This window comes from Providencia sp. UF-224 (genome assembly GCF_058245955.1).
Genome location: NZ_JBSICC010000006.1, coordinates 41,492 through 54,630, shown reverse-complemented (window position 1 = coordinate 54,630; position 13,139 = coordinate 41,492). Strand labels below are relative to the sequence as shown.

Annotated in this window: 12 protein-coding genes; 10 read left to right on the top strand and 2 right to left on the bottom strand. The window is 41.1% G+C overall.

Going from position 1 to position 13,139, the window contains the following annotated elements:
• Positions 1 to 257: 257 nt before the first annotated feature.
• Positions 258 to 974, bottom strand: a complete 717-nt coding sequence (locus tag AC4IFO_RS07920) for a Crp/Fnr family transcriptional regulator (protein WP_490733314.1) — start codon at positions 972 to 974, stop codon at positions 258 to 260.
• A 95-nt stretch (positions 975 to 1,069) separates the two neighbouring features.
• Between AC4IFO_RS07920 and AC4IFO_RS07915 the strand changes: the two genes are divergently transcribed.
• The 7 genes from AC4IFO_RS07915 (at position 1,070) to AC4IFO_RS07885 (ending at position 8,705) form a co-directional block, all read left to right on the top strand.
• Entirely contained in the window at positions 1,070 to 2,158 is a 1,089-nt protein-coding gene (locus AC4IFO_RS07915) for an ABC transporter substrate-binding protein (protein WP_490733312.1), read from the top strand.
• Positions 2,151 to 3,170 (top strand): FecCD family ABC transporter permease, encoded by a 1,020-nt coding sequence (locus tag AC4IFO_RS07910; protein ID WP_374445024.1) that lies wholly within the window; start codon positions 2,151 to 2,153, stop codon positions 3,168 to 3,170. Before AC4IFO_RS07915 ends, AC4IFO_RS07910 begins: the two co-directional genes overlap by 8 nt.
• Positions 3,167 to 3,907 carry an ABC transporter ATP-binding protein gene (locus AC4IFO_RS07905; RefSeq protein WP_490733309.1) on the top strand — a complete coding sequence of 247 codons (741 nt, stop codon included), beginning with the start codon at positions 3,167 to 3,169 and terminating at the stop codon, positions 3,905 to 3,907. Before AC4IFO_RS07910 ends, AC4IFO_RS07905 begins: the two co-directional genes overlap by 4 nt.
• A gap of 47 nt (positions 3,908 to 3,954) precedes the next feature.
• Entirely contained in the window at positions 3,955 to 4,305 is a 351-nt protein-coding gene (locus tag AC4IFO_RS07900; RefSeq protein WP_273802987.1) for a cupin domain-containing protein, read from the top strand.
• Between the two features lie 14 nt (positions 4,306 to 4,319).
• A complete protein-coding gene (locus AC4IFO_RS07895; protein WP_490733307.1) occupies positions 4,320 to 5,090 on the top strand; it encodes a class I SAM-dependent methyltransferase in 771 nt (256 codons plus the stop codon).
• 228 nt (positions 5,091 to 5,318) lie between these two features.
• Complete coding sequence (locus AC4IFO_RS07890) at positions 5,319 to 7,520, top strand: TonB-dependent siderophore receptor (protein WP_490733305.1); 2,202 nt, start codon at positions 5,319 to 5,321, stop codon at positions 7,518 to 7,520.
• An 84-nt stretch (positions 7,521 to 7,604) separates the two neighbouring features.
• Positions 7,605 to 8,705: an ABC transporter substrate-binding protein gene (locus AC4IFO_RS07885; RefSeq protein WP_490733303.1), complete on the top strand. Its 1,101-nt coding sequence runs from the start codon at positions 7,605 to 7,607 to the stop codon at positions 8,703 to 8,705.
• A gap of 73 nt (positions 8,706 to 8,778) precedes the next feature.
• Here the strand turns inward: AC4IFO_RS07885 and AC4IFO_RS07880 are convergent, their stop codons facing one another.
• On the bottom strand, positions 8,779 to 9,675 hold the full coding sequence (locus AC4IFO_RS07880) for a LysR family transcriptional regulator (RefSeq protein ID WP_490733301.1): 897 nt from the start codon (positions 9,673 to 9,675) through the stop codon (positions 8,779 to 8,781).
• Between the two features lie 100 nt (positions 9,676 to 9,775).
• Between AC4IFO_RS07880 and AC4IFO_RS07875 the strand changes: the two genes are divergently transcribed.
• The 3 genes from AC4IFO_RS07875 to AC4IFO_RS07865 all read left to right on the top strand — a co-directional run bounded on the left by AC4IFO_RS07875 (position 9,776) and on the right by AC4IFO_RS07865 (position 13,132).
• Positions 9,776 to 11,107, top strand: coding sequence for an MFS transporter (locus AC4IFO_RS07875; RefSeq protein WP_490733299.1), 1,332 nt, complete (start codon positions 9,776 to 9,778; stop codon positions 11,105 to 11,107).
• Positions 11,108 to 11,506 (top strand): hypothetical protein, encoded by a 399-nt coding sequence (locus tag AC4IFO_RS07870; protein WP_490733297.1) that lies wholly within the window; start codon positions 11,108 to 11,110, stop codon positions 11,504 to 11,506. It begins immediately after the preceding gene.
• Between the two features lie 165 nt (positions 11,507 to 11,671).
• Positions 11,672 to 13,132 (top strand): MFS transporter, encoded by a 1,461-nt coding sequence (locus tag AC4IFO_RS07865; RefSeq protein ID WP_490733295.1) that lies wholly within the window; start codon positions 11,672 to 11,674, stop codon positions 13,130 to 13,132.
• Positions 13,133 to 13,139 lie beyond the last annotated feature (7 nt).

The following is a 13,139-nucleotide window of genomic DNA, read 5'->3' as shown; positions in this document are numbered from 1 at the left end:
CTACTGATTTTTACAACTAAAATAGGTCAAAAAAACAATTCAAAAATAGATAAATGTGTCAATCAAGCTGGCTTATTATTTGAGTTAAGGTTTGTACTTAAATGCTGCCCTACGGGTTCGATTAAAGCGCGTTTCACTCATTTAATGCTGCGTTAAGAGGCGCTTGCCTAGTTGACTAGGCGGCGAACCTCTCGCCTTGCCTAAAATGGCTTTAATTCGAATAAAAATTGACTATCAAAGATAAACAGCCCCTAGGGCTAAAAGGGGCGCTGTGCAGAAATAGAAAGTTGGGTCAGATAATTTTCGTTATAAATATGCACAGTGTCTTTTTCGATGTTAATAAACCCTTTTTGACGCCAACCTGAAACTAACCGGCTCAAGGTTTCATAACGCATCCCCAGTTTTGCGGCTAACTGCCCGCGAGATAATGGCAAAATAATATTAGAGGTAAGTTGTTTATTTTTTAAATCAATAATATAAGCGGCAAGCCGTTGCTCTGCGGAACTTGATGTCAGCCAATCGATGTGGTTAATGTTTTCATACAGCTTAGCACTAAAGCGCATGAGTAATTTTTCCATAATCTGTGGACAAGCGTGACAAAGGCGCAATATATCTCGTTTATCAAGGAGCAATGCATCACCTTCTGTTTTTGCTCGTAAGCTCATTGGATAACGGTTATGAGGCATAAATACCGCGGCAATGGCGACAATTTCACCTTCTGTAAACAAACCAAAAATTTTCTCTTCGCCTAAATAAGTATGGCGATACACCTCCATTTGGCCGTTAATCATTAAGGGACAGTGCTTAAAAGGGTCTCCCTCATGGTTTACTATTTCACCACTTTTAAATTGAATATAACCACAATTTTCAAGTAATAACGCCAAGTTTTTTTCTTCAATGCCCACAAATAATGGGCACTGCCTTAGCGCGTCGATAGATTGAGTGTAGGGAAAAACGTTTTTGACAAATGTCATAGGTCATCCTCTTCGGGCACCTTAGAATAGCTTGAGTATAAATGATAATCATACACATTATCAATTAAGTTATTGGTGGAGACTTAAATAACCCTATGATAAATAATGTTTTTAAAATTGCTGCTGCAGTGTGTACTTTGGGGATGACAGCGAATGTGAGTGCATCTCAAGCGGTTGATTTTACGGATATGTCGGGTGATGACATTCACCTTTCCGCTCCCGCTAAACGTATTGTGGTGATCCCTATCCCAGCGGCCTCCATGCTTGTGGGCATGGATGAAAGTAGTGAAAAACTTGTGGGGATGCACCCTTTTGCGAAAGTCGCCGCGAGGGAAGGGATGCTCGGAAAAATGTTCTCCTCTGTGTTGCAGGTTAATTCCAATGTTGTAGGGAATAATTTCACCCCTAATATTGAAGCATTGCTGAATGTGGAGCCTGACCTAGTGTGGCAATGGGGGCATCGTGGTGATGACATTATTTCTCCAATGCGTGATGCAGGGCTAACCGTTGCAACACTTGGCTATGGGCAGGAAAGCTATACGCAAGAGTGGATCCGCTTGATGGGAAAAACATTGGGCCATAATGAAAAAGCCAGCCAGATGATCCAATGGCGCCAACAGGTGGTGGAAGTGCTTTCTGCCACGACGGCAAAAATCCCTGAATCAGAGCAACCTAAAGTCCTTTACCTTTCTCACTTTAATCAAAGTATTCAAACATTTGGTTCGACATCACACAATAATGCAGATTTTGCGTTAGCTGGTGGGCTGAGCTTAAATCGTGATTTAACCGGGCCAAGAACGCTAAATATTGAGCAAATCTTACTGTGGGATCCCGATATTATTTTACTGGGTAATTTCGAAGAGGGCCTAGCCCCTGAGGATGTGTACCGTAATCCCATGCTGAGTGATGTTGCTGCGGTTAAAAATCAACGAGTATACAAGTTGCCCATTGGTGGGTTTATTTGGGATGCGCCCAACCAAGAAACGCCATTATATTGGCAATGGTTATCCATGGTATTTCATCCAGAGACTAGCAATATTCCTTTGCGAGAAGAAATTCACCAGCGTTACCAACAGCTTTATGGGTATGACGTCACGGAAGCGGAAATTGATGGCATATTGCAAATTGAACTGAACAAAAATAGCCAGCATTACCTGCAATTAATGGGGAAACCGAATGCATAAGTCGAGCCTGCTTTGGGTAATCTTCACTGTTGGCTTATTGTTTACGCTGCTATTGGCGCTAAGTTTCGGGCGCTATCCTGTCTCGTTTTCTTCAGTATTTCATATTCTCTATGATGCGACGGTCGGGAATGACGTGGGGCTGAGCTATAGTCGTACCGAACAAAATGTGGTGCTGAACGTACGTTTGCCACGCGTGTTAATTGCAGGGATTGCTGGTGCTGGACTTGCTGTATCAGGAGCTGCGTTGCAAGGGATTTTCCGTAACCCATTAGTGGGGCCACAAATTATAGGTGTTTCCTCCGGTGCTGCATTGGGTGGCGCCTTAGCCATTTTATTATTTTCGTCATTACTAATAACTATCTCATTTGCTTTTATTGGTGGGTTAGTCGCGATTATTTTTGTTTTCCTACTGGGATTGAATCGTCAAGGAAGCCAGTTGCTGATGCTGATCCTCGCTGGGGTGATTATTAATGCCTTTTTTGCTGCCCTGATTTCGTTGATTACCTATTTTGCTGATCCAAATAATACACTGCAAACCATTGTATTTTGGTTGATGGGCAGTTTTGCCAGCGCATCCTATTTAAAGCTATCCATTGTTTTTCCTGTTGTTTTAGTCTCAGTATTGGTGATTTTTGCCTTACGTTTTCGCATCAATGTGTTGTCTCTAGGGGAGGAAAATGCGCAGGCGCTAGGGATGAAAATTAATCGGACACGTTGGGCAGTGTTACTTAGTGTCACATTGATTACCAGTGCCACGGTGGCGGTATCAGGCACGATTGGTTGGGTCGGGTTAATTGTGCCACATATTGCACGTATTGTTGTCGGGCATGATCACCGTATTTTACTCCCAGCCAGCGCCGTGATTGGTGGAATTTATATGATTGCTGTTGATACCTTTGCGCGCAGTATTACGAATGCAGAAATCCCTCTCAGTGTTATCACTGCATTGATTGGCGCACCTATTTTTGCGCTTCTAATTCACACGCTGAATAAAAAGGTGGCTGACTTATGATCCATGTAGAACAGCTTAATTTTTCAATCGGCCAGCGCCAGTTATTCACTGACTTAAGTTTCAGGCAACCGAAAGGCAGCATCGGCGCTATTTTAGGACCAAATGGGAGAGGGAAAACTACCTTATTACGGTTATTGCTGGGGTTACAAAAAGGGTCAAAAGGGCAAGTCTCGTTAAATGCCCCCGTGGCTTATGTGCCACAGCTTAGTGGCCCGCTGTTTCACTATTCTGTTCGTACGATGGTGAGCTTAGGGCGTATTCGCCATCTGCCTTGGTATGCTTCTCCCAGTAAAAAAGACCAGCAAATTGTGGCGCAATGTTTGGATTACTTAGGTTTAAATCGTTTTGCTGATCAACCCTTTAACCGACTCAGTGGTGGCGAGAAGCAAATGGTCATGATTGCCAGAGCATTGGCAAGTGAGCCGCAAATTTTAGTGCTTGATGAGCCAACCTCTGCACTCGACTTAGCCAACCAAGACAACGTACTCAGCGTACTGCGGGATTTAGCTCAACAACGGGAAATCACCGTGTTATTTACCAGCCATTACCCGCAGCATGCGCTGCATATCGCTGATCACTCGTTGTTATTGTTTAACGAGGGGCACTATTTATTTGGCAATTCACAACAAACGTTAACCGAAGAAAACCTTGCACAGCTTTACCAGTTGCCTGTCGCGATTACGCCAATTTGTGAACAAAGCCGGCAAACACAAGGGGTCATTCCTCTGTTTAGATAATTTTTGAATTAATACATTAAACTCATCGAATTAAGGAATATTAAATTATGAGCGATAACACCATTACGCCAGCTGAAGCGCTGAATATCAGCACATTAATTAACTATACCGAACAAGGCATTGCCAGCCGAGTACTTGCTAAGAATGGGGGCGGAAACATCACATTATTTGCTTTTGATAAAGGACAGGCACTGTCTGAACACAGTGCCCCTTTTGATGCCATTGTGATGGTGGCGGAGGGAAGCCTGTTGCTCACTATTGATGGTAAGCCTGTGACGGCTAAACCGGGTGAAATTGTGCGAATGCCAGCTAATATTCCCCATGCCGTTGATGCACTAGAGCCTGCCAAAATGCTACTGGTGATGTTACGTGAACCAAGTCATGAGTGCACCCATTAGCTCGGAGGTAATGTATGGATCAATCATTTACAGCACATGAAGCGGGGCATAAGTTTTTAGCTCGTCTTGGAAAAAAACGCTTACGCCCCGGTGGAAAAATTGCGACTCAGTGGTTATTGAACCAATCTGGCTTACATAAAGACAGTCAAGTGCTTGAAATTGCATGCAATATGGGGACAACTGCGATCGAAATCGCTTCACAATTTCGCTGCCATATCACGGGTATTGATATGGATAAACAGGCACTGGAGAAAGCGAAAAAGAATGTGGCTCAGCACGGTTTAAGCGATTTGATTACGATTCAAATGGCAGATGCATCAAAGCTGCCTTTTGCAGATAATAGCTTTGATGTGGTAATTAACGAAGCAATGCTCACGATGTATGGCGATAAAGCTAAAGCGAAGTTATTACAGGAATATTACCGCGTACTGAAACCGGGTGGTTGCCTATTAACCCACGATATTGCATTTAAAGATGCAGACAACCCGCAAGATATTGCATCACAAATGCATCAAGCTATTCATGTTAAGGCTCAGCCGCTACCTCAAGCGCAATGGATTGATTTATTTAAGCAAGCAGGCTTTCAACATGTGATGTCCAGTACAGGGCCGATGACCTTATTATCGCCAAAAGGGCTGATTTATGATGAGGGTTTATTAGGTACTATGAAAATTATTCGTAATGCATTAAAAAAAGAAAACCGCCCGCAGTTTTTACGCATGTTTCGCCATTTCCGACAAAATCGTGGGAAACTCAACTATATTGCAGTGGCCAGCGTGAAATAAGGAAGACACATTCATATGCGCAAGGATGCGCTTAAAACGATACTTAACACAAATAACCTTTTAATTCATCATTGTAATGATAATAATTCTTATATCTAACATGATTATCAGTTACTATTGCGAATAATTTTTCCGCAACATAGTTAGCTGTGATGTAATCATGTGTTGTTATTAGTTCTGGCACTGATAACGATGGTATCAATAATTATATTTAAAGGTTTTAACTCAATGAAAATAAAACACCTTTTTATTCTTTCCCCTTGCTTACTCCCCTTTATGTCTCCCTCAGTATTGGCCGCTGATAACAAAGAAGAAAAAATTACGGTCTCTGCAACCCGCGGTTATAAATCAGTTTCAGAAATGGCACAAACCACTTGGGTGATTGATAATGCCGAAATTGAGCAGCAAGCTGAGGGTGGGAAAGAGTTAAAAGATATTTTATCACAGTTAATTCCGGGAATGAGTGTGAGTGGCCAAGGGCGCACTAACTACGGCATGAACATGCGCGGTCGTTCCATGATTGTGATGGTAGATGGCGTTCGCCTTAACTCTTCACGCAGTGATAGCCGCCAACTAGATTCGATTGACCCGTTTAATATCAACCATATTGAAGTCATTTCTGGTGCAACGGCAATGTACGGTGGTGGTAGTAGTGGTGGTTTAATTAATATTGTGACGAAAAAAGGCCAAGAAGAAAAACAAGTTTCTCTGCAATTAGGTGGGAAAACGGGTTTTAATAACGGCAAAGATCACGATGAAAATGTCGCAGCGGCAGTTAGCGGTGGCAATGAAAATGCACATGGTCGTGTTTCTGTTGCATATCAGCGTTATGGCGGTTGGTATGACGGCAAAGGTGACGCGATTAATATTGATAATACCCAAACAGGGTTACAATTCTCTGACCGTCTTGATGTGATGGCATCAGGCACCATCAAAATTAATGAAACACAACAGATTCAAGCGACCTATCAGCACTATAAGAGTGAATCCGATGGTAAGCACGGCCTATATTTAGGCAAAGATTTTTCCGCGGTAAAAGGGGATGGGAAAGCCTATAACAGTGGCAAATTAAGTTCAGATCGCTTACCGGGGACAGAGCGTAACCTGCTTAATTTACAATATTCAAATGCGGATGTGTTTGGGCAGGATTTTGTTGCTCAGGTTTACTATCGTGATGAATCACAAAAGTTTTATCCGTTCCCAACGTTGACAGGGAAAGCGGTTTCGAGCATCAGCTCCTCTGACCAACAAACCAATTTCTATGGTACTAAGCTGACATTTAATAGCCAACCTCTTGATGAATTGACGTTAACTTATGGTGTGGATGCGGAGCACGAGCAATTTCGTGCAAACCAAATGTTTTTTGATTTGGATCGTGCGAAAGAGTCTGGGGGAATGGATCTCACTAAAGCATTCCAAATTGGCCGCTATCCAAGTTATACCACCACAAACATGGCGACATTTTTGCAAAGCAGTTATGACATCACGCCGATGTTCACCTTAAGCGGTGGTGTGCGTTACCAATATACTGAAAATAAAGTTGATGATTTTGTTGGTTATGCACAGCAAGAAGCTATTGCGAATGGCAATGGTAAATCCGCAGATGCCGTACCTGGTGGGAAAACCGATTATAACAATTTACTGTTTAACGCAGGGTTGTTGGTTAATCTAACTGAAGAGCAACAAACGTGGTTTAACTTCTCCCAAGGTTTTGAAATTCCTGATATTGCAAAATATTATGGCACGGGAGATTACGGTAAAACTCCTGATGCGAATGGCCATTGGAACCTAAATAAAAGTGTGAATATCAATGATACTAAAGTCAAAGGGATTAAAGTTAACTCCTTTGAGTTAGGTTGGCGCTATACAGGTGAGAACCTGCGCACTCAGGTCGCTACCTATTATTCCTTATCTGATAGAAGCTACGGTATTAATAAAGATGACATGACCATCTACATGAAGACCGATAAGCGCCGCATTTATGGGGTAGAAGGTGCCGTTGATTACTTCTTTGACGATTCCGACTGGAACGTGGGGAGTAACTTCAACCTGCAAAAATCGGAAACCAAAGTTAATGGTAGCTGGGAAAAATGGAGCGTGGACTTCGCCAGCCCATCAAAAGTTAACGCTTATGTAGGCTGGGAGCCGAATGATTGGTCCTTACGCTTACAAAGCCAGCAAACATTTAACTTAACTGATGCTGCGGGTAAAAAACTGGATGGTTATAATACCGTTGATTTATTAGGTAGTTATATGCTTCCTGTGGGTAAAGTGAGTTTTGCCGTTGAAAACGTATTGGACAAAAACTACTCCACCATTTGGGGGCAGCGCGCACAAGGTTTGTATAGCCCGAAATACGGCGCACCAAACCTGTATGATTATAAGGGGCGCGGTAGAACCTTTGCACTTAACTACAGCGTGACGTTTTAATCTGACATTTTAGTCGATGACCAAGCCACTTAACGGTGGCTTTATTTATTCAGAATTAATTAAATTTAAAGTAAAGGGTATCCCATGAAATTATTTCTCGCAGGGTTATTGTGCTTACTGAGTTTTTGGGTACAGGCAAAAACGCCAACAGTGATCACTGACCTACAAGGCCGTGAAGTTACCGTTAATCTTCCCGTCGAAAAATTATTTTTAGTGGATAGCCGTGATATTTTATCGGTGGATATTGCTGCGGGTAAAACGGGGATTTCTCGTATTACGGGGTGGAGTGATTCATTAACGCAGTATGCTCCTGATTTAAAAGAGGCTTATTTTAGCGTATTACCTGAATTAGCAAAAATTCCAACACTGAAGAAAACCCGTGAAGCAGGGCTACAAGTTGAAAAGCTGATCGAGCTCTCCCCTGAGGTTATCATCATGCATAAAGCCAATTATGGTGCGATGCGTGATAGCCAAATTTTACCGCAGCTTGAAGCGGCAGGAATTCAGGTGGTATTTATCGATTTTCGGATGGATATCGTAAAAAATACCCCAAAAAGTATTTTGTTATTGGGGGAATTATTAGGCACGCAAGAACGAGCAACTCAGTTTGCGACGCTGTACCAAGAAAAATTGGCGGCAGTAGAATCCCAACTGGTTAAGCCATTTCCTTCTGTGTTAATTGAAGCCAATGCAGGATTATTTGCAGATAATTGCTGCCAGCTCTATGGGCGTTCAGGTTATGGTGTTTTAGCGTCTTTAGCCGGGGGGAATAACCTTGTGGCAGACAGTTTCCCAGCAAAAGGGGCTGAAAGTTCGATTGAGAATATTATTACATTAAACCCTGAATTCTATTTCTTAACGGGTGCAGATTGGCATAACTTCAACCGCCGTTCATTGGCTGTCAACTTGGGATACCGTACAAACAAATCAGATGCACAGAAGCAACTGGCGGTATTATTAGATAGGCAAGGGATCTCTTCATTAACGTCGGTAAAAGAAAAGCGCGTAATGGCGATTTACCACAATTTTTATAACAGCCCAATGAACATATTTGCCATTGAAGCGATGGCAAAATTTATGCACTCTAAGACTTTTAGCGAATTAAATCCCGAGCAAAACTTAATTGATTTCCAAACGCAATTTACCCAATTGCGCTCAGGGGGGGTGTTTTGGGTAACGTTGTAAACTATTTAGAATTTAAAAATAAATAAGATCTTAGCTGACTTAAAAGAAAGAAATAAACCTTTTGAGTTAGCTTTTATTTTAAATTCATGTGGGACACCAAATAATCAATAAAAGCACGAGTCTTCGCAGGTAAAATGGAGGTATTAGGGTAAAGTAATTGAATATTTTGCTTGGGTAAGTTGTACTCAGGAAGAATGCGGACTAAACGTTTTGCGTTTAAATCTTCATTCACCAGCCAAGCAGGGCAAATAGCGATGCCCAAAGAGGCTAATACCATTTGGTGAATTACAGCCGCAGAGTTTGATTCATATTGGCTTTTAATGGGGGGCAAACTCACTTTTTCCCCTTGCTCATTTTGCAAAAAATATTGGGTATCTTGCCAATTTAACAGCGAATGGTTGACCCAAGGAGCTTGTGTGAGATCTGCTATCTGATTAATTCGATATTCTTGTACAAATTCAGGGCTCGCGACCAAATAAATTTCATACTCCCCCAGTTTTTTCATCTTAAGTGAAGAATTTTTTAAGTTACCAAGGCGAATAGATAAATCGAGCTTTTCTGTAATTAAATCATCGAGGGATGAATTGACGGAATACTGTAATCTTAACTTAGGATAAAGGCGGCAAAATTCAGGAAGCAAGGGAAGAATAAAGCGTTGACCAAATTCACTGGTGGATGAAAAACGTAATAAGCCTGAAATATTGGTACCTAAGTTTTGGCTTTTTTCAAAGGCTTCATCAATCTGGCTTTGAATATGTTTAAAGTCTTCGTAAAAATATTTTCCAACCTCGGTTAGAGCAATGCTGCGGGTATTTCGTGTCAATAAGCTCACATTCAATTCAGTTTCTAATTGCTTGATGTCTACGCTGACCATTGAGCGACTCAAGCCTAAAACATCCGCCGCTTTGGTGAAAGACCCCGAATCCACAACCTGAAGGAAACTGATAATTTTTTTAAGATTTTTTTGCATAATTGCATTTATTGTTCTGTTTTATTAAATAGTGAGTTTACTTCTCTTGTATCGACAAAGAAAGCACTAATCCTTACTCTTTGCCGCCGGAGGGGTTGTTATGTCTTATCGATATAAAATTGCGACCGTGTTTTTACTCGGTTTTTTTATTGATTGCATTAATATTTTTATGTCAGCAATTGCATTGCCCGATATTGCATCATCATTTTCGGCGAGCCAATCTCAGGTCGCTTGGGTCGCTAATGCGTATATCTTAGGGTTAGTGCTGGTGATGCCGATAAGCTTGTGGTTAGCAGGGCGGCTGGGTAATCAAAAATTATTGTGTTATTCGATGTTACTTTTCACGCTTGCAGTGTGGTTAAGTGGTTCAAGTCAGTCTATTTATAGTTTGATTTTTTGGCGGTTTATTCAGGGGATGGCGGGTGGGTTATTAATTCCTGTCGGGCAAGCACTTGTTTTTGCATTATTCCCTAATAATGATCGTCAGCGTATATCGACATTAATTATGACTGTTGCGCTTATTGCTCCCGCTTTTTCGCCAGCGATAGGTGGCTTAATTATTGATTCGTTATCTTGGCATTGGATTTTTTATTCTAACATTCCGTTTGCTTTATTAACGGCAGTACTTGCTTGGATTTGGATAAAAAATGATGGGCAGGTATCACGGGAAAAACCAGATATTTTCGGCCTTATACTCGTAAGTATCAGTTTACTTTGCTTGCTATTGTCTTTTTCGCTGTATAACGATTATCACAGCATTGTATTGGCCCTTACCAGCTTTTTGTGTTCAGTTATGGTGTTTATTTTTTACCTTAACTACGCCAAAAAATGCCGTGAGCCTATTTTAAATTTTCAGTTATTAAAAAACAGCAACCTGCGCAATGCTTTTATTGTTTATTACGCAGTACCCGGTATTTTTACTGGAGTAAATTTACTGAATATTTTTAATCTACAAATTAACTTAGGTTTTAATGCAGGGCAAACTGGCTTATTTATGATCCTGTATGCTGCTGGGGCGGTAGTTTCGATGGTTTCTGGTGGGCGTCTTTATTTTCGTATAGGGAAAAAATGTTTATTTGTACTCGGGATTGTATTGCATAGTTTGGGAATATTTTTACTTTATTGGGTATCAAGTTCAGCACAATTAAGCTTGTTGGTGATGGCATATTTATTAATGGGCATGGGGGGCGGATTAAGTGCAAATATAGCGCAAATCAGCTCGTTGATGGATTTCAAAGATAAAGATTTACTGCAAGGAAGTGTGTTGTGGAATATTAATCGCCAAGTCGCTTTCAGTGTAGGTGCTGTTGTTTTAATTTCCATATTTAGCCTAATGCCATTTTCGGATCAGCTATCTAACTACCAATATACTTTTTTAATTGCCTCTATTCTTGGGCTATTTTCATTAATTTCAGTCAGTAAGGAAAAATAAATGCGTGATCCAATGCAAAAGGCACTGCAAAGTGTTATCGACGTACATGTGTTAATTGAAGATGTTTTCACGGGCCGCAATAGTGATAAAAGTGTTGCGCCATTATTAGCCAGTTTTACTGAAAACTTTAAAATGGTCACCATAGGTGGGCAACGAATTGGTTTAACTGAGGTGACTGGGCTATTTAGTCAAAACGTCGGTGCAAAACCCTCATTTCTGACAGTGCCATTTGAGGTCATTCCATTATGTGAAGCAGATGGGCGGTGTTGGGTCCAATATCAGGAACGACAAGAAAATGAAGGAATAACAACATTGAGGACATCGACAGTCTGTATTCGAGTTGTTGATAACCAATGTTATTGGGAATATCTGCATGAAACACCCGTTTTGAATAACTAGTTTCCGCCTTCTTTAATAAACAACGGCTGATTCGGCCGTTTTTTATTTTTGGTATAAAACGTTTTATCACTGACTTTATAAATAATGATATTCATTCTCATTTCAATTGACCGTCGGTCAGTCGTATTTTATGATATTGTCATAAACGAAGATGAGGTAGATGAAATGAAACGGATATTTTTGATCCTTGCCGTATGCCTAGGCACATTTATGGCAACATTAGATATCAGTATTGTGAATGTGGCGCTCCCTGCAATTGGTGACGATCTGGGGGCGAGCTTGTCGATGTTACAGTGGATTATTGATGCATATGCATTGTGTTTATCAGCATTGATCCTTTCTGTTGGCCCTATCAGTGACCGTTATGGGCGCAAAAAAGTTTGGCTAATAGGCATTGTTGTTTTCACGTTAGGTTCAGCGATTTGTGCATTTTCGGCATCTTCCCAGATGTTAATTATCGGGCGTATTATTCAAGGAATAGCTGCCGCAGCATTGATCCCCGGGGCACTTTCAATCATTACCCAAGCTTTTCATAATGATATTGAACGCATTAAAATCATTGGAATTTGGTCGGCAGTGAGTGCGCTTTCATTAATTATTGGCCCAATCTTAGGGGGCTTTTTGGTTGATACTTTTGATTGGATGACGATCTTTTTGATTAATATTCCTATCGGTTTATTGACCTTGTTTTTAGGCTACTTAGGGATAGATGAAAGTGCCGATCCCGATAAAGCTGCTTTTGATCCCCTTGGGCAAGTACTCAGTATCGTGGCATTAGGCGCTGTGACTTTTGCTTTAATCGAAGCTGGTGATAAAGGCTGGGGAAATTATTTAACAATGGGGGGATTAACCATTTTCCTCATAGCGGTTCTAGCGTTTATGTGGGTAGAAAAACGCGTTAAAAAACCGCTATTACCATTTTTTCTTTTTAAAAAGAATCCCTATTTCTTTCAATATAATATGGCCTCTTTTGCACTTGGTTTTGCCACTTACAGTAACGTATTTTTTATTGCGCTATTTTTGCAAAAAGGGCAAGGGTGGGGGGCTTTTGAAGCAGGTATCCGTATGGCGCCAGAATTTATTGCGATGGCGATATTTTCATTTTCGTTTGGCAAATTATCCCGTTTTTTAAGTGTACGTAACTTAATGATTGTTGGGTTTATTTTAATTGCGGGCGCTTCATTATTATTTACGCAAGTAAACTCAACAACCCATTATCTGCCCATTGCAGTCATATTATTTGTGTTAGGTGCGGGGATGGGAATGTCGACACCTGCAATAGGCGCTTTAGTGATGGCGAGTGTTGAAAAAGCCTATTCGGGGATTGCTTCAGCCATTATGAACGCGTTAAGGCAGACAGGGATGACATTAGGGATTGCCTTACTTGGCACGCTAATGACGCACCGTGCTGTGAGCCAATTGCTTCATAATGATAGGTTGAATAGTGCGATGTCTACTGAAGAAATCGAACGTTTAATTCATAGTTCTGGTTCGATGCCATCGTTGCTGGTTGAGCAACTGGCGCGTTCTGCTTTTGTTTCAGGGTTTAATCTGGCGATGTTTGGCGGAGCGATCGCGATTATTGCAACGTTATGCTTAATGATGAAAAATAAAATGGAGAAATGAAATAGCT